The organism is Bacillus sp. L381 (genome assembly GCF_030284525.1).
Lineage (GTDB): Bacteria > Bacillota > Bacilli > Bacillales > Bacillaceae > Bacillus > Bacillus amyloliquefaciens.
The window spans coordinates 3,236,618-3,257,566 of the sequence record NZ_CP127224.1 but is presented as its reverse complement, the minus strand read 5'-3'; the positions used below and the strand labels follow the sequence as shown (position 1 = coordinate 3,257,566).

Annotated in this window: 21 protein-coding genes and 1 pseudogene; 17 read left to right on the top strand and 5 right to left on the bottom strand. The window is 49.0% G+C overall.

Annotation, left to right across the window (positions count from 1 at the left end):
* Positions 1-49: 49 nt before the first annotated feature.
* Both QRX25_RS16740 and padC read left to right on the top strand, forming a co-directional pair.
* Positions 50-478 (top strand): annotated as a pseudogene (locus QRX25_RS16740) (DUF3237 domain-containing protein).
* Positions 479-502: 24 nt separating this feature from the next.
* A complete protein-coding gene (padC, locus tag QRX25_RS16735) occupies positions 503-991 on the top strand; it encodes a phenolic acid decarboxylase (RefSeq protein WP_013353702.1) in 489 nt (162 codons plus the stop codon).
* Between the two features lie 56 nt (positions 992-1,047).
* On the opposite strand, the gene paiA is transcribed toward padC, so the two are convergent.
* The gene (paiA, locus tag QRX25_RS16730; protein ID WP_212099418.1) at positions 1,048-1,566 is read right to left on the bottom strand and encodes a spermidine/spermine N(1)-acetyltransferase; all 519 of its coding nucleotides are present in this window, start codon (positions 1,564-1,566) and stop codon (positions 1,048-1,050) included.
* A gap of 121 nt (positions 1,567-1,687) precedes the next feature.
* Here paiA and QRX25_RS16725 point away from each other — a divergent pair, with 121 nt between their 5' ends.
* A complete protein-coding gene (locus QRX25_RS16725; RefSeq protein ID WP_212099415.1) occupies positions 1,688-2,317 on the top strand; it encodes a YczE/YyaS/YitT family protein in 630 nt (209 codons plus the stop codon).
* Between the two features lie 26 nt (positions 2,318-2,343).
* Here the strand turns inward: QRX25_RS16725 and QRX25_RS16720 are convergent, their stop codons facing one another.
* On the bottom strand, positions 2,344-3,072 hold the full coding sequence (locus QRX25_RS16720; protein WP_258415379.1) for an MBL fold metallo-hydrolase: 729 nt from the start codon (positions 3,070-3,072) through the stop codon (positions 2,344-2,346).
* 51 nt (positions 3,073-3,123) lie between these two features.
* Positions 3,124-4,266 carry an FAD-dependent oxidoreductase gene (locus tag QRX25_RS16715; protein WP_212099409.1) on the bottom strand — a complete coding sequence of 381 codons (1,143 nt, stop codon included), beginning with the start codon at positions 4,264-4,266 and terminating at the stop codon, positions 3,124-3,126.
* A 106-nt stretch (positions 4,267-4,372) separates the two neighbouring features.
* Between QRX25_RS16715 and QRX25_RS16710 the strand changes: the two genes are divergently transcribed.
* Positions 4,373-4,903 carry a dihydrofolate reductase family protein gene (locus tag QRX25_RS16710; protein WP_065982395.1) on the top strand — a complete coding sequence of 177 codons (531 nt, stop codon included), beginning with the start codon at positions 4,373-4,375 and terminating at the stop codon, positions 4,901-4,903.
* Positions 4,904-5,120: 217 nt separating this feature from the next.
* Here QRX25_RS16710 and QRX25_RS16705 read toward each other — a convergent pair whose 3' ends face one another.
* Complete coding sequence (locus QRX25_RS16705) at positions 5,121-6,569, bottom strand: carboxylesterase/lipase family protein (protein WP_212099407.1); 1,449 nt, start codon at positions 6,567-6,569, stop codon at positions 5,121-5,123.
* Between the two features lie 80 nt (positions 6,570-6,649).
* On the bottom strand, positions 6,650-7,105 hold the full coding sequence (gene slrR, locus QRX25_RS16700) for an HTH-type transcriptional regulator SlrR (RefSeq protein ID WP_007407395.1): 456 nt from the start codon (positions 7,103-7,105) through the stop codon (positions 6,650-6,652).
* Positions 7,106-7,349: 244 nt separating this feature from the next.
* On the opposite strand from slrR, the gene QRX25_RS16695 reads away from it, so the two are divergent.
* From QRX25_RS16695 to QRX25_RS16635, 13 genes are all read left to right on the top strand, one after another.
* Entirely contained in the window at positions 7,350-8,057 is a 708-nt protein-coding gene (locus QRX25_RS16695) for a YveK family protein (protein ID WP_212099404.1), read from the top strand.
* A 5-nt stretch (positions 8,058-8,062) separates the two neighbouring features.
* On the top strand, positions 8,063-8,743 hold the full coding sequence (epsB, locus tag QRX25_RS16690; RefSeq protein WP_212099401.1) for a protein tyrosine kinase EpsB: 681 nt from the start codon (positions 8,063-8,065) through the stop codon (positions 8,741-8,743).
* Between the two features lie 225 nt (positions 8,744-8,968).
* On the top strand, positions 8,969-10,786 hold the full coding sequence (locus tag QRX25_RS16685; RefSeq protein WP_193551579.1) for a polysaccharide biosynthesis protein: 1,818 nt from the start codon (positions 8,969-8,971) through the stop codon (positions 10,784-10,786).
* Between the two features lie 15 nt (positions 10,787-10,801).
* Positions 10,802-11,941 (top strand): glycosyltransferase family 4 protein, encoded by a 1,140-nt coding sequence (locus QRX25_RS16680; RefSeq protein WP_115996852.1) that lies wholly within the window; start codon positions 10,802-10,804, stop codon positions 11,939-11,941.
* Positions 11,938-12,780, top strand: coding sequence for a glycosyltransferase EpsE (gene epsE / locus QRX25_RS16675; RefSeq protein WP_065522287.1), 843 nt, complete (start codon positions 11,938-11,940; stop codon positions 12,778-12,780). The genes QRX25_RS16680 and epsE overlap by 4 nt, the downstream gene beginning before the upstream one ends.
* Entirely contained in the window at positions 12,773-13,909 is a 1,137-nt protein-coding gene (locus QRX25_RS16670; protein ID WP_212099398.1) for a glycosyltransferase family 1 protein, read from the top strand. The genes epsE and QRX25_RS16670 overlap by 8 nt, the downstream gene beginning before the upstream one ends.
* Positions 13,910-13,912: 3 nt before the next feature.
* On the top strand, positions 13,913-15,016 hold the full coding sequence (gene epsG, locus QRX25_RS16665; RefSeq protein ID WP_065982388.1) for a biofilm exopolysaccharide biosynthesis protein EpsG: 1,104 nt from the start codon (positions 13,913-13,915) through the stop codon (positions 15,014-15,016).
* Between the two features lie 18 nt (positions 15,017-15,034).
* Positions 15,035-16,072, top strand: a complete 1,038-nt coding sequence (locus QRX25_RS16660) for a glycosyltransferase family 2 protein (RefSeq protein ID WP_212099395.1) — start codon at positions 15,035-15,037, stop codon at positions 16,070-16,072.
* Between the two features lie 4 nt (positions 16,073-16,076).
* On the top strand, positions 16,077-17,153 hold the full coding sequence (locus tag QRX25_RS16655; RefSeq protein WP_212099392.1) for a polysaccharide pyruvyl transferase family protein: 1,077 nt from the start codon (positions 16,077-16,079) through the stop codon (positions 17,151-17,153).
* Positions 17,150-18,184, top strand: a complete 1,035-nt coding sequence (locus tag QRX25_RS16650; RefSeq protein WP_115996860.1) for a glycosyltransferase — start codon at positions 17,150-17,152, stop codon at positions 18,182-18,184. Before QRX25_RS16655 ends, QRX25_RS16650 begins: the two co-directional genes overlap by 4 nt.
* Complete coding sequence (locus QRX25_RS16645; RefSeq protein ID WP_065982385.1) at positions 18,181-19,698, top strand: MATE family efflux transporter; 1,518 nt, start codon at positions 18,181-18,183, stop codon at positions 19,696-19,698. The genes QRX25_RS16650 and QRX25_RS16645 overlap by 4 nt, the downstream gene beginning before the upstream one ends.
* Positions 19,695-20,303 carry a sugar transferase gene (locus QRX25_RS16640; RefSeq protein WP_115996863.1) on the top strand — a complete coding sequence of 203 codons (609 nt, stop codon included), beginning with the start codon at positions 19,695-19,697 and terminating at the stop codon, positions 20,301-20,303. The genes QRX25_RS16645 and QRX25_RS16640 overlap by 4 nt, the downstream gene beginning before the upstream one ends.
* Positions 20,300-20,947 carry an acetyltransferase gene (locus tag QRX25_RS16635; RefSeq protein ID WP_065982383.1) on the top strand — a complete coding sequence of 216 codons (648 nt, stop codon included), beginning with the start codon at positions 20,300-20,302 and terminating at the stop codon, positions 20,945-20,947. The genes QRX25_RS16640 and QRX25_RS16635 overlap by 4 nt, the downstream gene beginning before the upstream one ends.
* Positions 20,948-20,949 lie beyond the last annotated feature (2 nt).

Below are 20,949 nucleotides of genomic sequence, written 5' to 3'. Positions count from 1 at the left end.
TGTATCGGGGGAGGTGATACGTCTTGAATGAACCTTCTTTAAAAAAGTGATGTCTCTGCAAATTGAAGTGGATGAACCGATCGTTGCTGGGCAGACTGGATTAGGGAAAAGGCAGCTGATCCCGATTCGGGGCGGAACGGTCAGCGGCGCTATAAAGGGGCGTGTTCTTCCGGGCGGGGCAGACGCCCAGATCATCCGTCCGAACGGCCGGGTCGATCTTTCTGCCAGGTATGCGCTGGAAACCGAAGAGCATGAAGTCATTTATGTTGAGAACAACGGCCTCCGCCAAGTCAGTGAACCGTTCCGCCGGCAGGCTGCAGAGGGGCGCATCATTGATCCCGAGCACGTGTATTTCCGCACTGTGCCTGTGTTTGAAACAAGCAGTAAGGCATATTAGCATCTGCAGGACCGGATGTTTATCGGGGCTGCGGTCAGGTTGCCGGATGAAATTCGGTTAGATATTTATGAAGTTCAATAATAATAATATGGAGAGTGAGTTAACATGGAAAACTTTATCGGAAGCCATATGATTTACACATATGAAAACGGCTGGGAGTATGAAATTTATATTAAAAATGATCATACGATCGACTATCGGATTCATAGCGGAATGGTAGGCGGCCGCTGGGTGCGCGACCAAGAAGTGAATATCGTAAAGCTGACAGAAGGCGTATATAAAGTGTCATGGACTGAACCGACAGGCACAGACGTTTCATTAAACTTTATGCCGAATGAAAAACGGATGCACGGGATTATTTTCTTCCCGAAATGGGTTCATGAGCATCCGGAAATCACGGTGTGCTACCAAAATGATTACATTGATGTGATGAAAGAGTCACGTGAGAAATACGACACATACCCGAAATATGTTGTTCCCGAGTTTGCGGATATTACGTATCTCAACAATGCGGGAATCAATAACGAAGCATTGATTTCAGAAGCGCCGTACGAAGGAATGACTGATGATATTCGCGCGGGAAAATTAAAATAATAGAAAAAACCCGGCAGCTTGGCCGGGTTTTTTTGTATCAGTAAATCCGGCGGCTTTTACGACAGGGTTTTGGTCATGATAAAGTCGATTTGTTTATCATCCCCCATATAAAAAGAGTGTTCTCCGGTGTGAATAAACCCCATTTTTTGATAAAACGCAATTGCATTTTCGTTTTTTTCCCATACGCCCAGCCAGATTTTCTTTTTATTGTGTTCAGTTGCGATTTTTACAGCCTGATTCAGCAGAAATTTTCCAAGTCCGTGTTTCTGATAGTTCTTTCTTATATAAATTCTCTCAATTTCTAGAGAATCTTCACTCATTTTTTCTGATTGAGCTTCGTTCATGTTGACTTTTACATATCCGGCAAGGTCATCATCATAATAAGCAAAATAGAATTGCGAAGAGAGATTGGATAATTCCGTTTTCAGCTGTTCAGAGCGAAATGCAGTTTCCAAATAAGCTTTCATATTTTCAGATGAATTTTGATCTTTAAATGTATCATTGAATGTTTCAATGCTTATCTCTCGGAGTGCCGCTATATCGTTAAGGCCGCACTTTTTTATTTTGATATTCATATTCATACATCTCCTTTCTTCAGTTAATTTTCTGTTGTATTTGCAACGAAAATACCGTATATTAAACATATCGTAATTTTGTTGTATTTACAACTTAAAATTATAAAATGAGGCTGATCAAGTGAGATATGTTTTTTATGTTTTGGGAATCATCATATTGACCTTTGGTATTTCTGTCACCATTCAATCCGATCTTGGAACGTCGCCTTTTGATGCGCTTATCGTGGGACTGTCTGTAAATGCGGGCCTTACCGTGGGAAGCTGGGAAGTCATTATAGCTTTCCTGCTAATTTGCTGTAATTCAATGTTAAAAAGACAAAGACCGGAATTTTCAGGAATGATTACCGCGTTTATAACGGGAATTGGGATTGATTTGTGGCTTTTTTTCCTGCATCGAATCATAACGCCTGAACTATGGTACGGAAAAGCGGGGTGCTTTGCAATCGGTTTGGTTGTGATAGGGATAGGCACCGCGACTTATCTGCACACAAATTTCGCACCGATCCCTGTTGACCGGTTAACGTTAATTATCCGCGAATTAACCGGGAGAAGCATCTTTTTTTCAAGAACGGTCATTTACTTCGTATTTTTTATACTGGCATTGATCTTAAAAGGACCGGTAGGCGTTGGTACGTTTTTTACCGCTTGTTTAGGAGGAATTATCCTTCATTTCTTTATGCCGATTACCGGAAGGTGGATAGACAGCATCTTAACAGCATCTCAAAAGCAGGAAGAAACTAAAACCCGGTGACGGCCGGGTTTTTTGCTTAATGTGCGTTATTCCTTATTTTTAAGAGGAGGCCCTGCTGCGGCAATCTGTGCGATTTTGCGGTTAACGTCTCTATCGTATAGTCCGCCGTGATAGCAGATGACCTTTTCGATATCATAGGATGCCAGTTTTGCCACGGATCGATAGGCTTCTTCCATGTCAGGAGTTTGAGGCGGATTCGGTCCTTGAAGCTCCCCGCCTCTGACGATCAGAGCGTCTCCGGCGATAAGCGGTTTCGAGGCCGAATGATACAGGCTGATATGCCCCGGTGTATGCCCGGGTGTATGGATCACGGTCAGCCCGCCGGCCAGTTGATCTCCGTCTGTGACGGTATGAGTGACGGTCAGTCCGAACGTCTGCTTGCCGTTTGAAGACATTTGCGCAGCGAGCGGCTTTGGAAGTGTTTTAAGGAGGGGAAGTTCTCCCTGTATATAAGGTTTATCAGCGTCATGGGCATAAATTTCAATGTCCGGAAATTCCGTTTTCAGCTGTGCGGCGCTTCCGATGTGATCAATGTCCTGGTGGGTGAGCAAGATGCCGGTTAATTCCCCGGGTGAAAATCCCGCGGTTTCCAGCTGCATTGCGATGTCTTTCACCATACCGGGCATTCCCGTGTCAACGAGAATCAAATCGTCTTCTGTATGAAATATTGTCGGTGTCATAGTGAATTGTCCATCCGGCATTGCCGGGATCGGGATGTGTAAATGAATAGGGATACATTTCGCTTTTTCTGTCATTTGTTTGCCGAAAGCTTTACTTTCAGCGCACCTCCAGTTCATATATCAGATTTAAAATGCATTCATCAGGGCGCCTATCTTCTGTGCGGCGCTCTCTGAAAAGAATGTTTTCATGTGTGAGTCGGTCTCAGCTGCCGTTTCTTCCGCATAAGCAAACATTTTTTCTTCATATTGTTTTACCGCTTTGTCTATATCAGCATTGTGTAAGATAGAAAGCCCGAGTTCCGCCGCATCCAGCATAGCCAGATTGGCTCCCGCCCCGGCAAACGGCGTCATGAGATGGGCGGCATCACCGATCAGCGTGACGCCTTGTTTGTGCTGCCACTTATGCTGCACGGGCAAGCTGTACAGTCTTCGCGGCAGAATGGTTTCTCCTGCGTATTGGATGTAATGTTTCAGGTCATCGCTCCAGTCCTCAAAAAGCTCCAGAAGTTTCTGCTTCGCCTCCTCGGGCTGATCATAATCTATGTCGTTTTCATCTATCCAATTCCTGCCGGCGGCAAAGCATAAATAGACCCGGATTTTGCCGTCTCCATTGAGCTGAGCCATAATCGCTTTCCGGTCATCAAGGGCATACATGCTCCCCGTGCCGTGAAAGCAGGCGAGGTCAGGGAAGTAAGCCGCCGCATTCATAATATGAAGCTCAATCATGCTGATTCCGGAGTATTCAACAGGCGCATCGCTGAGAAGGGGACGAACCCGGGAAAAGGCGCCGTCCGCCGCAATGATAAGATCAAAGACGTCTGTATGTCCGTTTTCAAATTCGAGCTTATGACGTCCTTTCTCAAGCGGAACGGCATGAGAAAGCTTATGCCCCCATTTGATCGTGTCCGGCTTCAGCGATTGCAGCAGCAGTCTGCGAAGTTCGGTTCGGTCAATTTCAGGCCGCCCATGATCCGTCAGTTTTTCAGGTCCGGTCTCAGCAAAAACGGTTCCTTTTTTATCTGTGATTTTCAGCGCCTGCCCTTCATAACGGCAGATCGACCGGAAGGAGCCGAGAAGGCCGGCCGCCTGCAGCGCTTTTTGTCCGGTTTGTTCATCTAAATCAAGCGTTCCGCCCTGCTGCCGCTCAGCCGGTGATGTTTCCTGCTCATAAATGACCGGGGCGAGCCCTCCCTGCTGCAGAATGCGCGCCAGTGTCAGACCGCCGGGCCCTGCACCGATAATCGCAATTCGTTTTTCTTGGCTGTTCATATTTATACTCACCTCAATTTTTTAACTGCCGGTTTATCCGGCTTCTTGCAGTATAATAGGTTTGTATGAACTCAATATGAACTTGTAAAAAAGGGGAGGGGTTTTCATGAGCGGTCAAAGAAAGCTCGTTTTTTACGGAGCTGTCAGCGCAGATGGCTATCTTGCGCGGGAAAATCATTCTTTGGATTGGCTGATCGGAACTGAAGGTGAAGAAGACACCGATTATGCAGACTTCTATGAATCTGTCGATACGATCGTCATGGGCAGAAAAACATATGAGGAAATATTGGTTTTATTGCCTGATGAATTTCCATATAAGGGGAAAGAATGCTTTGTGTTTTCACGGACATTGACCGGGTGTACTGAAGATGTGCGGTTTATTCATGAAGAACCTGCCGATTTTATACAAGCGTTGAAACGCCAAGATGGCAAGCGGATTTGGATTGTCGGCGGTGGTGATCTGCTGCAGCCGATATTGAAAGAAGAGCTTGTCGATGAGTTTATCATTCAGATCGCTCCCGTTCTGCTTGGCCGGGGTATTCCGTTATTCAGACCGGGAGAGACGGAGACCGCATTGAAGCTTACGGATGTCCGGCGCTACAAGCAATTTGCGGAATTGCGTTATGAAGTAAGATAGAATGAAATATGAAAGAAACCCAGTAAGGTTACCGGGTTTCTTTTTTCATGTTTGTTTTTATTTTTTGATATTGTGTGGGCCGGTCCGTATGAAAATCCTGCAACCATTTAATATGGAAATGGGTATTCTGCGAAACCGAATGACTAGGCTGAAGCTGACTGATGTCTGAAGTGAGATGAAAACGAAACCCCAAGGGAGCGGTTCCCTTGGGGTTTTTTTATGCTTGAAACAGAATGCGGCGTTTGGCTGAATCGGGATCGCTTTCCGTCGAGACGGATGTGTTGAAAATGATCGTCTCACGCGAACCTGTTTCATACTGAGGCCAATGGAGCTGATCAGTGTCCGGTTTTCCGGTTTTTGCAAAAGCGATCCATGCGGATTGAATCAGCTTGGAGAGCTGTTTTGCATCTTCGCCGAGCGGTTCCTGCAGGGTCTTTTTCAAAGAATCAAAGTTTCCGAACACAAACGGCAATTCCAGAGCGTGAACCGCTTTATGAAACGGCGGTGTTTCGCCATGCCAGTCAAAGCGGTACATCCAGACGGGCGCGTATTGCGATTGTTCTTGTGCAAAGGCAACGGCAGGCCGCCAGAATTTCAGATCTGTCATCATATCAATTTGTCCTGTTAAAGAATGCGGATATAAATCTGCCGCTTGCTTGGCGCAGTTCTCTCCGAGATGATAAAGCAAATATTCTTGCTGTTTTTTCTCGGAATGAATTTCTGTATCAGGGGTGAAAAACAAATATGCTTCATCACGATTGGTTCCGATGATCATTGGTATGCCTTCCGCGGCCCCGTCTGCTATGGCTTTGGCCGGTTCCGCAGGCAATGTGGCCGGATCGATGGCGGGCTGAAACAAAAGATGAAAAATGCTTTGATCTATTGTGTTCCGCAACTTATCCGCAGTCTTGAGAATGTCATTAACGGAAAGCTCCTGCAATTGATCAGTGCCCGCCTCTTGAATAAATGCTGTTGTGATCTCTTTTGCCACGTCCGCCGGCATCGTCTGAGAGGCGCCGCTTTCCAGTATGGCTTTATGAAACAGGCCTTTTGCGTCAGGCATGGCCATAAGTGAGGCGATGCTCATGCCGCCTGCCGATTCACCGAATACCGTGACATTATCAGGGTCTCCTCCGAATGCGGAGATATTGTCCTTCACCCAGCGCAGCGCGGCGATCTGATCGAGCATGCCGATATTGCCGGGATATGTGTCATTAATAGAAAACAAATGTAAAAAACCGAACGGCCCGAGCCTGTAATTAAGTGTCACCACAATAACATCGCCGTCAGCGGCAAGAGCAGATGCGTCGTAAGTCGGTTCGCTTCCGGCACCTAGGAAAAATGCGCCGCCATGAATCCATACCATGACAGGACGTTTCCCGCCCTCTGAATCGGGAGCGAACACATTGAGGTAAAGGCAATCTTCAGATTGAGGCGGTACATCTCCGGAAAATGACATCGACAGCAAATCAGCCGGCTGCGGGCAAACCGGTCCGAACGAATCGGCATTTTTTACGCCGTCCCAAGGTGCGGGCGGCTTCGGCGCTTTAAATCTCAGTTCTCCAACGGGCGGTTTTGCATACGGTATACCCTTCCATGTGCGGACACCGTGACCGGCAGTTCCCTTCAATGCGCCGCAGCGGGTTTGAACGGTAAGTTCTGTCATTATTTCATCCCCCTTTTTCATTTCATTATAAACAGAGATGATGACAAGAAGCGAATAAAAGCCCTTTCATCAGCATATGATCAGTAACGTTTCCGTTCTAAAAATGATCTGACTTCCTGAACGGACAAGCCGAGTTCTTTTGCTTCCTGCATCAGCGCTTTCCATTCCTCAATATTGGATTCAGTCAGTTTTCTGTTGCGGTAGGGTGCGGGCTCCGGCCGTTTTTCAGTCAGTTTGTTCGTAAAGGTGAACAGTTCTTCTTTCGGCATGCCTGACTGCACGGCCTGCACAAGATGGATACGCCACTCATCTTCCGTGTCTCCCATGTGATGCAGCATCGTTTCGGCATCAAAAAGCTCCGTCAGATCGACCTGCAGGGTGGCGGACACTTTTTTTAGAAATTGAATAGACGGATTTGAATGAACCCCCCGTTCTATCTTGCTTAAATAAGATTTAGAGACACCTGCTTCGACTGCTAGCTGATTAATGGAGTAGCCTTTTCTTCTGCGGTATAAACGTATTATTCTTCCAATCATTATGCTGAATTCTCCCCTGTATACTGGCATTTTTTGTTCATTATAAGAAATTTTTTGTTCTTTATAAAATTTAAAATTATAAGGTAAGTGCAGTAAATAAGAGGAAAATCATGATAATGTTCTCTAAAAAGAACTAAATGGCTTAATTTGAAATTTTCAAATTTCGGGCTTTTCTTTTATAATCCAATCATTAACAGAAGGGGGCGTTTAAGCCTGATGCAACAAGGATGAGGCTGTATATTACATGAATGAGAATATGAGTTTTAAAGAATTATTTGACATTATTAAGCACAGATTTTTACTGATTTTTATCATGACAGCAGTGGTGACGCTGGTGACGGGATACATCCAATTTCGAGTGATTTCGCCCGTTTATCAGGCATCGACCCAGGTGCTCATTCATGAAACAAGCGGTGAAAAAAAATCAAATCTCAGCGACATCCAGCTGAATCTCCATTACAACAACACGTTTCAAACGATAATGAAAAGCCCGGTTGTGCTTGAGAAAGTGAAGCGGAAGCTCCATCTTTCTGAGACGGCATCCGCTTTGAAAGCAAAGATCACGACAAGCAGCGAAACCGATTCAGAAATCATCACCGCAGCGGTGCAGGATGAGAATCCGAAACAGGCCGCCGCAATAGCGAACACGCTGATGAAAACATTTAAAAAAGAAGTCCGCGACAGGATGAATATAAAAGGCGTCATCGTTTTGTCTGAGGCAAAAGCATCGGAAAGCCCGATGGTCAAGCCTTCGCGCATCCGGAATATCCTGATGGCATTCGGTGCGGCCCTTATGGCCGGTGTGACGCTTGCGTTTTTTCTCCACTTTCTTGATGAAACCGTTAAAAGCGAGCGGCAGCTCAGCGAAAAAACAGATTTGCCTGTTTTAGGGGTTGTGTATGATATCAAAAATCAGAAGACACGGTCTGATGAAAAACATTTCGGGGAGTGAGGCATTTGGGATTCAGAAAAAAGAAGTCAAGACGGGGATTGGCTCAAATATCCGTTTTACACCACAAATCATTGGTAGCTGAACAATACCGCACCATTCGGACAAATATTGAGTTTTCCTCTGTACAGACCCATTTGCGCTCCATTCTCGTCACTTCTTCCGTTCCGGGAGAAGGAAAATCATTCAGCGCCGCCAACCTTGCCGCGGTATTTGCGCAGCAGGAAAAAAAGGTGCTGCTCGTCGATGCGGATTTACGAAAACCGACGATACATGAGACTTATCAGCTTGAAAATGTACAAGGTCTTACGAATGTGTTAGTCGGAAACGCTTCCCTCAGCGAAACGGTGCAAAAAACACTGATAGATAATCTTTATATCTTAACAAGCGGTCCGACGCCGCCGAATCCGGCTGAGCTTTTGTCCTCTAAAGCGATGGGAGAGCTGATTCAGGAGATGTACAGCCGGTACAGTCTGGTCATTTTCGATTCACCTCCGCTTTTGGCGGTGGCGGACGGACAGATTTTAGCGAACCAGACGGATGGAAGCGTTCTCGTCGTCTTGAGCGGAAAAACAAAAATGGATACCGTCCAAAAGGCGAAAGACGCGCTTCAGCAGTCGAAGGCGAAGCTTTTGGGCGCGCTGCTGAATAAAAAGAAAATCAAAAAAACAGAACACTACTCGTATTGAGCGGTGAAGGTGATGTCTCCTTACCTTTATCAAAGGAGGCACTCGGCTCTGCTGTGGGCAGCGGTTTTCGCTGCCTTAGATGCTGGTCGTCGGTGGCGGGGTGTGAGGACGGGTTAAATGCCCAATTTATCTTAAAATGCCGCATTTTTATCGGCTTAGCTGTTATGCCTGTTTTTTTTTTGCGAAAACCGTATCAGCTAAACCGATAAATGAGGAGGGGAAAGATTGACTTACCGGAGAAGACTTTCAATGATATTTGCATTGGATACGTATCTCGTTTTACTTTCCGTTGTTATAGGATATCAATTTTTTGAGGATTCTTATCACTTTTATGACTCCGGAGCGCTCTTGCTGACCGCGGTGAGCATGCTGATCAGCCACCATGTATGCGCTTTTATGTTTCACCAGTATAAGCAGGTATGGACGTATACGGGAATAGGGGAGCTGCTTGCCCTGCTGAAGGGGATCACTCTGTCCGCAGCGGTGACGGCCGCCGTTCAATATGGGGTGTTCCACACGATTTTGTTCCGGCTTTTAGCTGTCAGCTGGATGGTTCAGCTATTGTTTATCGGAGGCAGCCGGATGATTTCACGCGTGCTGAAAGAAACGATCGGCAAGAAGCAAAATGACTCTTCCCGGGCGCTGATTATCGGCGCCGGCGCGGGGGGGACGCTGCTCGCCCGTCAGCTTACGCAGAAAAATGATCTCGGAATCATGCCTGTGGCTTTTATTGATGATGACCAGACGAAGCATAAGCTCGAGATTATGGGGCTGCCCGTCATCGGCGGAAAAGAAAGCATTATGCCGGCGGTGCAGAGGCTGAGAATTCACCATATCATCATCGCCATTCCGTCTCTTTGCACCCATGAGCTTCAGACTTTATACAAAGAATGTGTGCAGACGGGCGCCCATATTAAAATCATGCCGCAATTTGATGAGATCCTGCTGGGAACACAGGCTGCCGGACACATCAGAGATGTAAACGCCGAAGATCTGCTCGGCAGAAAACCGGTCACCCTGGATACGAGCAAAATTTCTGACAGCATAAAGGGAAAAACGATTCTGGTCACGGGTGCCGGCGGCTCTATCGGTTCTGAGATCTGCCGCCAGATCAGCTCGTTTCTTCCGCGTGAAATCGTCCTTCTCGGCCACGGGGAAAACAGCATTTATTCCGTGCATTCCGAACTGTCAGCACGCTTTGGGAAAGAGGTGCTTTTTCACGCTGAGATCGCTGATATTCAGGACAGAGATAAAATCTTTACTTTGATGAAAAAATACGAGCCGCACGTCGTCTATCATGCGGCTGCCCATAAACATGTGCCGTTAATGGAACATAACCCGGAGGAAGCTGTCAAAAACAACATCATCGGCACAAAAAATGTCGCCGAGGCCGCCGATATGTGCGGAACGGAAACGTTCGTGCTGATTTCTTCTGATAAAGCGGTCAATCCGGCCAATGTTATGGGGGCGACGAAGCGGTTTGCGGAAATGGTCATCATGAACCTCGGAAAAATCAGCCGCACCAAATTCGCCGCCGTCCGTTTCGGAAATGTGCTCGGAAGCCGCGGCAGCGTCATTCCGATTTTCAAAAAGCAAATTGCAAAAGGCGGACCCGTCACCGTCACGCATCCGGCGATGACAAGATATTTTATGACGATCCCCGAAGCGTCAAGACTCGTCATTCAGGCGGGGGCGCTTGCAAAAGGGCGGCAGATTTTCGTTCTGGATATGGGAGAACCCGTCAAAATCGTCGATCTGGCAAAAAACCTGATTCATTTATCAGGCTATACGACAGAACAGATTCCCATTGAATTCTCCGGCATCCGACCGGGAGAAAAGATGTATGAAGAACTGCTGAATCATAATGAAGTACATACGGAACAGATTTTTCCGAAAATCCATATCGGGAAAGCGGTGGACGGGGATTGGGCCGTGCTCATCCGCTTTATGGAAGAATTCAGCCGTCTGCCTGAGGAAGAGCTGAGAAAACGGCTGTTTGAGGCAATCGAATCAGTACATGAAGAAGCGGCCGCAGGCGTGTGATGGGAGGTCAGAAAGATGACGAAAAAAGTATTATTCTGTGCCACTGTCGATTATCATTTTAAAGCCTTTCATCTTCCGTATTTTCAATGGTTTCAGGATATGGGCTGGGAGGTGCACGTCGCGGCAGGCGGTGATATGAATCTGCCGTTCGTGAATGAAAAGTTTTCCGTTCCGATCCGGCGCTCACCGTTTCATCCCGAAAATCTTTCTGTTTACAGACAGCTGAAACGGCTCATTCAGGATAACGGCTATGACATGATTCACTGCCATACGCCGGTCGGCGGCGTGCTCGCCCGCCTTGCCGCGAGACAAGCGCGCCAAAAAGGGACAAAGGTGCTCTACACCGCGCACGGTTTTCACTTCTGTGAGGGAGCGCCTCTGAAAAATTGGCTTCTTTATTACCCGATCGAAAAATTTCTTTCTTCTTATACGGATTGCCTGATTACCATTAATGAAGAGGATTACGAACGGGCCAAGCAAATGAAAAAAACGGATTGCGACGCGAAAAAAATACACGGCATCGGCGTTGATACGGACAGGTTTCGGCCTGTGAGCCGGGCGGAGAGTGAACGTCTGAGAGAAAAACACGGCTTCACTGCCGGAGAATTTATCCTCGTTTATCCCGCTGAATTAAACGGCAATAAAAACCAGGGTATCCTCATTGAGGCTGCGGCATTGCTGAAGAACAGCATCCCTGAGCTGAAGCTTGTATTTGCGGGGGAAGGCGCGATGGAAGAGTCGTACAGAAAAAAGGCTGAATCACTCGGTGTATCCGACATTGTGCGGTTTTACGGTTTTTGCCGGGACATTCATGAACTCATTCAGCTTGCTGATCTGTCTGTCGCCTCAAGTATCCGCGAAGGGCTCGGCATGAATGTCCTTGAGGGAATGGCTGCCGAAAAGCCCGCCGTTGCTGCAGATAACAGGGGGCACCGTGAGATCATCGAAGACGGCGTGAATGGTTTTCTCGTGCCGGCCGGAGACAGCGCGGCGTTTGCCGATCGGATTGAAAAGCTGTACCGCTCCCCCGGCCTGCGAAAAGCAATGGGGCAAAAAGGGCGCCGTACGGCGGAATGTTTTTCAGAAACACGCACGGTAAAGGAAATGGCGCATATTTACGCCGGTTATATGGATAAAAAGGAGAAAAGCGTATGAATGCAGGAGCACAACCGAAAATTTCCGTCATCATGGGAATTTATAATTGCGAACAGACATTGGCGGAGAGTATTGAATCCATCCTGAGCCAATCTTATAAGAATTGGGAGCTGATTATGTGTGATGACGCGTCAACTGACGGAACGTATCAGATTGCGCGCCGTTACGCGGATCATTACAGCGACCGGATCACGCTGATTCAAAATAAGACAAATCAACGGCTTGCCGCTTCGCTGAACCGCTGTCTGACATACGCATCGGGCGATTATATCGCCAGACAGGACGGAGACGATATCTCCGCCCCGAGGAGACTGGAAAAACAGGCCGCTTTCTTAAACAAGCACGCCCACTATCAAGTCGTAGGCACGGGTATGCTCGTATTTGACGAATTCGGCGTGAGGGGCGCCCGGCTTTTGCCGCCGGTGCCGAAACCGGAAATCATGGCGAAAGGCACACCGTTCTGCCACGGCACCATTATGATGCGGGCCGAAGCGTACAAAGCGCTCGGCGGCTACCGGTCAGTCAGGCGGACGAGGCGGATGGAGGATATCGATTTGTGGCTGCGCTTTTTTGAAGAGGGCTTCAGGGGGTACAATCTCCAGGAAACGCTGTATAAAGTGAGAGAGGACAGCGATGCGTTTAAACGGAGATCGTTCACGTATTCCATTGATAATGCTGTGCTCGTTTTTCAGGCGTGCAGACGGCTGAAGCTGCCGCTTTCTCATTACGTGTATATCGCAAAGCCGCTCATCCGCGCTATTACGCCGCCCGCGGTCATGAACCGTTATCATAAAAACAGGGACATCCGCCAAAAAGAAGGGCTTGCCGAACATGACTGACACACCTGTTCGGGTGCTGCACATCTTCAGCGGGATGAACAGAGGCGGCGCAGAAACGATGATGATGAATTTGTACCGGAAGATGGACAGAACGAAGGTGCAGTTTGATTTTTTAACCCATAGGAACGATCCGTGCGCTTATGATGAGGAAATTCTTATTCTCGGCGGACGGCTTTTTTATGTGCCGAGCATCGGCAGCACAAATCCGATAACATTTGTGAAACAGGTCAAACGGGTGATTCAGGAAAAAGGCCCGTTTGCCGCCGTGCACGCCCATACCGATTTTCAATCGGGATTTATCGCGCTGGCTGCGCGTTTAGCCGGTGTCCCGGTGCGGATCTGCCATTCTCACAGCACGTCGTGGCGGGGGCGGTCGTCGCGGCTTGCCGGGATGCAGCTGTTTGTATTCAGACGGATGATCACGGCAAACGCCACCGCGCTGTGCGCCTGCGGGGAAGAGGCGGGACGTTTCTTATTCGGTAAAGAAAAAGATGTGCATCTTTTGCCGAACGGCATTGATCTCGATTTATTTGCAGGCGGGCGTGCGGATACAGAATCGGAAAAAAGGAAGCGGGGCATTGCCGGCGGCCGTTTGGCAATCGGCCATATCGGCCGCTTTACAGAGGAGAAAAACCACCAATTTCTGCTCCGGCTGGCCGCTGATATGAAAGAGCGGGGCATCGGCTTTCAGCTGATTCTCGCTGGAGACGGTCCGCTTCGCACTGATATGGAAAAACTGGCGGAGAAGCTGGGGCTTGATGATGATGTGCGTTTTATCGGTGTAGAGGAGCGCGTCCATGATCTGCTGAAAACGCTGGATGTATTTGTCATGCCTTCTCTATATGAGGGGCTGCCTGTCACGCTCGTTGAAGCGCAGGCCTCCGGGGTGCCGTGCGTGATATCAGACGGCATAACAGAAGAAGCCGATGCCGGGCTCGGACTGGTCAGCAGGCTCAGCCTCAAAGAGCCGCCCGAACTATGGGCAGCCGCGATTTTACGGGCAGCGGAGACACCGGTGCCTGACAAGGCCCGCATTAAAGAAACCCTTGGACGGCTGGGATATGATGCGGGAGAAAATGCGGGGGCTGTTATGAAGCTTTACAATATGAATTGTGAAAAGGAACAGTAACGAATGATTGTATATGTAGTCAATATGGGAATTGTTTATATTTGGTCATGGTTCGCGAAAATGTGCGGCGGGCGTGATCAATCGCTTTCGACCGGGTACCGCCCGAATCAGCTCGTCATGCTGGTTCCGCTGCTATCGCTGGTATTGGTCTCCGGGTTACGCTACAGAGTCGGAACGGATTTTCAGACGTACGCGCTGATGTACAAACTGGCGGGCAATTACGGCAGCATATGGGAGATTTTCGGGTTCGGAGCGAAAAAAGCCGCCGTTGACCCGGGGTTTACCGCTCTCATCTGGCTCATGAATTTTATCACGAAAGATCCGCAAATCATGTATTTCACCGTGGCGGTCGTGACGTGCAGCTTTATTTTAAAAGGGCTCGCCGAGTTCGGCCGTCCGTTTGAGCTGAGTGTGTTTTTGTTTTTAGGCACGTATCATTATTACGCTTCTTTTAACGGCATCAGGCAGTATATGGTGGCGGCCGTGCTGTTTTGGGCCGTCCGCTACGTGATCAGCGGAAGCTGGAAGCGTTATATGTCAATCGTTGTCCTGTGCTCGCTCTTTCATTCCTCGGCCCTGATCATGATTCCGGTTTATTTTATCGTCAGAAGAAGGGCATGGTCGCCCGCGATTTTCGGGCTGTCGGCATTGTTTCTTCTCATGACGTTTCTGTATCAGAAGTTCATTTCGCTGTTTGTCGTCGTACTGGAAAACAGCTCGTACGGCCATTATGAGAAATGGCTGATGACCAATACGAACGGGATGAACGTCGTAAAAATCGCGGTGCTGCTTCTGCCGCTGTTTTTGGCTTTCTGCTACCGGGAGCGGCTGCGGAAGCTCTGGCCTGGCATTGATGTCATCGTGAATTTCTGTCTGCTCGGCCTGCTGTTCGGTCTGCTGGCGACAAAGGATGTTATTTTTGCCCGGTTTAATATATATTTCGGCCTGTACCAAATGATCCTGATACCTTATTTTGTGAGGATTTTTGATGAAAAATCGAATGCCCTGATTTATATCGCCATTATTGTCTGTTATTTTCTTTACAGCTATTTGCTTATGCCGGTCGATTCGTCTGTGCTTCCGTACAGAACGATTTTTTCCCGGTAATGGATACTGGAGGTTTATATGGAAACACCCGAGGTCAGTTTATTAATTGCTGTGTATAATACGGAAACCTATTTAGAAAGATGTTTAGATTCATTGCTCAATCAGTCGCTCGCCAATATCGAAATCATCGCCGTCAATGACGGGTCAACCGATCAAAGCCCGGCCATTCTTGAAACCTATCAAAAGCGGGATGAGAGAATACGGGTCATTCATCAGAAAAACCGGGGGCTCGGCGCGGTCCGCAACAAAGGCATTGAGGCGGCGCGCGGCGAATTTATCGCTTTTATTGATGCGGACGACTGGGTTGAACCGGATTATTGCCTGCGCATGTATGAAAAAGCGAAGGCTGATCAGGCTGATCTCGTCATTTGCGAATATGCGGCCGAATTTGCGGATACGGGGAAAACCGTCGTATCAACGATCGCTTCAGCATATGAGGGCCGTCCGAAACAACTGTACCTGAAAGATTTATTTGAGGGAAGAGTCAGCGGATTTTCATGGAACAAGCTGTACAACAGAACCATGATCGAACAGCATCGGCTGCGCTTTCCGCTTCGTGATGAGCTGGAGCACGTGGAGGATCAGTACTTCAGCCTCCGGGCGCATGTTTACGCAGGTGCGGTCTCGTACGTGGATCAGCCGCTCTATCATTATCGGATTCACTTGACTTCCATTGTGCAAAGCTATCAGAAAAAGCTGTTTGACTCAGGTCTCGTTCTCTATCGGCTGAACGAGGCTTTTTTGCGTGAAAACGGCTGCTTACAGGAGTACCGGCAGGAGCTGGACTTTTTTATCGTCCAGCACGGAACAGTCTGCCTGCTTAATGAATGGAAGCGGAATAACGGCGGACGTTTTTCTGAGAAATGGCAGAATATCAGCCGGATATGCGCTGATCCAGTGTTCCGCCTGAGTCTTTCCAAAACAGGAACGGCGCCGTTTGACGCTAAACGCTCATGCCTTCTGCTTTTGGCGAAGCTGAAGCTGATTCCGTTCGTATCGCTGGCATCAGCTGCGTATCAGCGGGCAATCGAGTACAAAATGAAAATCAGAGGGTGAAGACATGTCGATACAATCTTTAAAAATCAATCTCGCGGAATGGCTTTTGCTTAAGGTTAAATACCCGTCTCAATTTCATTTCGGAACGGCAGCGGACGGGGCGGGGCATACAGCGGCAAGAAAAAAGATCATTCTGACTCTGCTTCCGTCCCACGATAATCTCGGCGATCACGCCATCGCCTACGCAAGCAAAACGTTTCTTGAACGGGAGTATCCCGATTTTGACATCATTGAGGTAGATATGAAGGATATATACAGATCCGCAAAAGCGCTGATCAAAAAACGTCACCCCGATGATATGGTATTCATCATCGGCGGAGGGAACATGGGTGATTTGTACCGTTATGAGGAATGGACGCGCCGTTTCATTATAAAAACATTCCATCAGTATCGGATCGTTCAGCTTCCGGCGACGGCTCACTTTTCTGATTCAAAAAAGGGGCGGAAGGAACTGAAGCGCGCCCAAAAAGTGTATAATGCGCATCCCGACCTTTTGTTAATGGCGAGAGACGAGACGACGTATCAATGGATGAAGCGTCATTTTCCCGGAAAAACAGTGCTCAAACAGCCTGACATGGTCTTATATTTGGATAAAAGCGAACGGCGCCTCCCGCGGGAAGGGATCTACCTCTGTTTACGCGAGGACCGGGAGAGCGCGCTGACCGCTGAGGAAAGAACGATGGTAAAAGAAGCTTTGGCTGAAGAGTACGGAGAACTGCATTCATTTACCACGACGGTCGGCCGGAGGGTCAGCCGCCATACACGCGAAGAAGAGCTGGAGGCGCTGTGGAATACACTGAAAGGCGCTGAAGCCGTCGTAACTGACAGGCTTCACGGGATGATTTTTTGTGCGCTGACGAAAACGCCTTGTGTCGTCATTCGTTCTTTTGATCATAAAGTGATGGAAGGCTTTCAATGGCTGAAACATATACCAAATATGACATTGCTTGAACGTCCGGAGCCTGAAGCCGTGACGGCCGCTGTAAACCGGCTGCTGAGCGGCAAGTATGAGGAAGGCGGTTCTTTGCGCAGTGTTTATTTTGCCGGGCTGCGCTCGAAAATCAGCGGTGATGCCCAATGAACGCGCCGCTGGTAAGCGTGATCGTCCCGATGTATAAGACAGAGCCTTTTATTAAAGCATGCGCGGTATCTTTAACAAAACAGACGCTGAGAGACATCGAAATTATTTTCGTCAATGACGGCTCACCGGATCAGTCCGGCCGGATGGCTGAACAATTCGCCGCAGCAGATGCGAGAATCCGGGTGATTCATCAAGAAAACGGCGGTCTGAGCTCGGCCCGCAATGCCGGAATTAAAGCCGCCCGCGGCCGTTATATCGGCTTTGTGGACGGCGATGACTACGTGACGGAAACGATGTTCGAGCGGCTTTATGAAGAAGCGGAAAAGAACCGGCTGGATATCGCCGGATGCGGCTATTATAAGGAAACGCCGTCTAAGGAAAGAGCGTATATGCCGCCGTCCATTCCGCCGGGCCGCGTCTTCACAGCGGCTGAGATGACTGATCTGCTGATTCGCGCGCACGAACATCGGTTTATTTGGTACGTATGGCGCTATATATACCGGAGAGAAGCATTGCAAGGGCTGTTGTTTCATGAAGATATCCGATTTGCCGAGGACTCTCCGTTCAACTTGGCAGCGTTCCGCCATGCAGCACGTGTCAAAGTGATAGAGGAGGGGCTTTATATTTATCGGGAAAACCCAAAAAGCCTTACAGAAACTCCATTTAAGCCGCACTTAGATGACGAACTGCAAAAGCAATATGAAGCGAAAATGGCTTTTTATGAGGCGAACGGGCTGACGGACGCCTGCCGGAGCGATATCAATACGTATTTGTGCAAGCATCAGATCCCGATGCTGATCGCCAATGCATGCGCCGCCCCGCAGCCGTCACATGAGATTACGGCGCACATCGGCAGAATTTTAACGTATGACATGGTAAAAGCGGCGGTGCGCAGCACGCCGTGCCGGCATAAACAGCTGCTGGCCGGGGAACGTGTGGTGCTCGGCCTGTGCAAAATGCGCCTTCCGCTGCTTCTGCATGCATTTTTCGATCGGAAAACGAAAGAGAAAGGCAGTGCGGAAGGAGCATGAAATTTGCCATTAATTTCGGCGCCAATGTGACGGCGTTTTTACTATCGGTGTTTTTATCAGTATGGATGACCCCCTTTATTGTGAAGACATTAGGTGTGGAGGCTTTTGGGTTTGTCCATCTGACACAGAATATTATTAACTATTTCTCTATTATTACCGTTGCGCTGAGCTCTGTCGTTGTGAGATTTTTCACCGTCGCCGCCCACAGGGGGAACAGGGATGAGGCCAATGCGTATGTAAGCAATTATTTAGCCGCGTCTGTCGTGATCTCGCTATTGCTCGCTGTGCCGCTCGCCGGGACGGCTTTTTTTATTGACCGGATCATGAATGTTCCGGCCGGGCTGTTAACGGATGTGAGGCTCTCTATCGTGATCGGCAGTGTGCTGTTTATGCTGACGTTTTTTATGGCGGGTTTCGCGACGGGGCCGTTTTTTGCCAACAAGCTTTATATCACAAGTTCCATTCAGGCCGTGCAAATGCTGGTCAGGGTGCTGTGTGTGCTTGCTCTGTTTACGTTCCTTCCGCCGAAGATCTGGCAGATCCAGCTCTCGGCTTTAGCCGGCGCTATCTGCGCAGCCGTGCTGACGTTTTTCTTTTTTAAGAAATTGATTCCGTGGTTTTCTTTCAGGCGGAAAGCCTTGTCATTACAGACGAGCAAAGTGCTGTTTTCAGCCGGTGCCTGGAGCTCTGTCAACCAGATCGGCGTGCTGCTGTTTCTGCAGATTGACCTCATGACGGCAAACCTCGTGCTGGGGCCGTCGGAAGCGGGCGTTTATGCGGCGATTATTCAATTTCCGCTTCTGCTCAGAAGTCTTGCCGGGACGCTTGCTTCGCTGTTTGCGCCGGTTTTGACTTCCTTCTATTCAAAAGGTGATATGGAAGGTCTCCTGTCTTACGCCAATAAGGCCGTGCGGCTCAACGGGCTTCTGCTCGCGCTTCCCGCCGCCCTATTAGGAGGGCTTGCCGAACCGTTTCTGTCGATTTGGCTGGGCCCGTCGTTTGTGAGGACGGCGCCGATTTTATACATTCACGCCGCGTATTTGGCGGTCAGTCTCTCCGTCATGCCGCTATTTTACGTATGGACGGCTTTTAATAAACAAAAAACGCCCGCCGTCGTTACTTTATGCTTAGGCGGACTGAATGTCCTATTAGCCGTTGTTCTCAGCGGGCCGGCTCATCTCGGTCTGTACGGCATCACCATTGCCGGAGCTGTCTCTCTCATTTTGAAAAATGCCGTCTTCACGCCGCTGTATGTTTCACATATTACCGGTTTTCAGAAAACCGCGTTTTACAAAGGCATGTTCGGTCCGTTGGCGGCGGCTGTATTTGCCTGGGCTGTCTGCCGGGGAATCCGGCTGTTTTCACCGCTTGACAGCTGGACCGGCCTAATCGCCGCAGGGCTTGCCGTATGCATGAGCTATACCGCATTCGCTTTTTTCTTCATTTGTACGAAGGAAGAAAGGCGGCTTGCTTTACAGAAATGCCGAAAAGTGAAAGGAGCTGTTCAGATTTGAAGGCGAAACGTGTATTTGATATAGCGGCCGCGATGTTGTTATTGTGCGGCGCAAGTGTCATTCTTCTCTTCGCCATGGCCGCCGTCAGATGCGCCATCGGGTCGCCGGTGTTCTTTAAACAGACGAGACCCGGGTATAACGGACGTCCGTTTACTTTGTATAAACTCAGGACGATGACGGATGCGCGTGACGAAAACGGTGCGCCGCTTCCGGATCATCTGCGTCTGACCCGAGCGGGAATGCTGATCAGAAAACTGAGCATCGATGAGCTTCCCCAGCTTTTTAATGTGATCAAAGGCGATATCAGTCTGGTCGGCCCCCGCCCTTTGCTGATGGATTATCTGCCGCTTTACACGGCGGAGCAGGCGCGGCGGCATGAGGTGAAACCGGGCATTACGGGCTGGGCGCAGATTAATGGGAGAAATGCGATTTCCTGGGAAGAAAAATTCAAGCTCGACGTGTGGTATGTCGATAACCGCACATTCCTTCTCGACTTGAAAATACTGCTGTTAACAGTGAAAAAGGTTCTCGTGTCAGAGGGGATACATCAATCCGGCCATGCGACGGCAAAGCGCTTCACAGGCAGCGGAGATATCTCATCGTGAAAAAGGTCGTGCTGATCGGACACGGCGGACACGGAAAAGTTGTAAAGGAAATCGTGAAGGCCCGGTCCGATATGGAGCTTGCGGGCATATTGGACGACGGATTCAGCGGTTTTGCCGTTCGGGGCGGTTTGTATACGGGCCGAACGAAAGACGTGCACATGCTTCGGAAACTCGTCCCCGGAGCCGTGTTTACGATATGCATCGGTCACAATGGTGTAAGAAAGCAGCTCGCTGAAACGCTTGGGCTTGAACATGATGATTACGCCGCACTCATTCACCCCGGGGCGATCGTCAGTGAAACGGCTTCCGTCGGACACGGAACGGTTGTGATGGCGGGCGCCGTCATTCAGGCGGGCGCAGACATCGGCTCGCATTGCATCATCAATACGGGTGCGGTTGCCGATCATGACAATGCAATCGGAGATTACGTTCATCTTTCCCCGCGCGCTGCGCTTGCCGGCGGAGTGAAAGTCGGGGAAGGAGCGCACATCGGAATCGGCGCTTCCGTCATACCGCGGATAGACATCGGTCCTTGGTCGGTTATCGGCGCGGGGGCTGCCGTCATCAGCCGGATTCCCGCTCATGTGACGGCGGTCGGCGTTCCGGCCCGCGTCATCTCCTCTATTCATAATGAAAAAGGATGATT

Excerpts from the sequence above, each read along its gene's own strand:
- padC (WP_013353702.1), top strand. The coding sequence starts at position 503 with ATGGAAAACTTTATCGGAAGCCATATGATTTACACATATGAAAACGGC.
- paiA (WP_212099418.1), bottom strand. The coding sequence starts at position 1,566 with ATGAATATCAAAATAAAAAAGTGCGGCCTTAACGATATAGCGGCACTC.
- QRX25_RS16720 (WP_258415379.1), bottom strand. The coding sequence starts at position 3,072 with ATGACAGAAAAAGCGAAATGTATCCCTATTCATTTACACATCCCGATC.
- QRX25_RS16715 (WP_212099409.1), bottom strand. The coding sequence starts at position 4,266 with ATGAACAGCCAAGAAAAACGAATTGCGATTATCGGTGCAGGGCCCGGC.
- QRX25_RS16710 (WP_065982395.1), top strand. The coding sequence starts at position 4,373 with ATGAGCGGTCAAAGAAAGCTCGTTTTTTACGGAGCTGTCAGCGCAGAT.
- QRX25_RS16705 (WP_212099407.1), bottom strand. The coding sequence starts at position 6,569 with ATGACAGAACTTACCGTTCAAACCCGCTGCGGCGCATTGAAGGGAACT.
- slrR (WP_007407395.1), bottom strand. The coding sequence starts at position 7,105 with ATGATTGGAAGAATAATACGTTTATACCGCAGAAGAAAAGGCTACTCC.
- QRX25_RS16695 (WP_212099404.1), top strand. The coding sequence starts at position 7,350 with ATGAATGAGAATATGAGTTTTAAAGAATTATTTGACATTATTAAGCAC.
- QRX25_RS16680 (WP_115996852.1), top strand. The coding sequence starts at position 10,802 with ATGACGAAAAAAGTATTATTCTGTGCCACTGTCGATTATCATTTTAAA.
- epsE (WP_065522287.1), top strand. The coding sequence starts at position 11,938 with ATGAATGCAGGAGCACAACCGAAAATTTCCGTCATCATGGGAATTTAT.
- QRX25_RS16670 (WP_212099398.1), top strand. The coding sequence starts at position 12,773 with ATGACTGACACACCTGTTCGGGTGCTGCACATCTTCAGCGGGATGAAC.
- epsG (WP_065982388.1), top strand. The coding sequence starts at position 13,913 with ATGATTGTATATGTAGTCAATATGGGAATTGTTTATATTTGGTCATGG.
- QRX25_RS16660 (WP_212099395.1), top strand. The coding sequence starts at position 15,035 with ATGGAAACACCCGAGGTCAGTTTATTAATTGCTGTGTATAATACGGAA.
- QRX25_RS16655 (WP_212099392.1), top strand. The coding sequence starts at position 16,077 with ATGTCGATACAATCTTTAAAAATCAATCTCGCGGAATGGCTTTTGCTT.
- QRX25_RS16650 (WP_115996860.1), top strand. The coding sequence starts at position 17,150 with ATGAACGCGCCGCTGGTAAGCGTGATCGTCCCGATGTATAAGACAGAG.
- QRX25_RS16645 (WP_065982385.1), top strand. The coding sequence starts at position 18,181 with ATGAAATTTGCCATTAATTTCGGCGCCAATGTGACGGCGTTTTTACTA.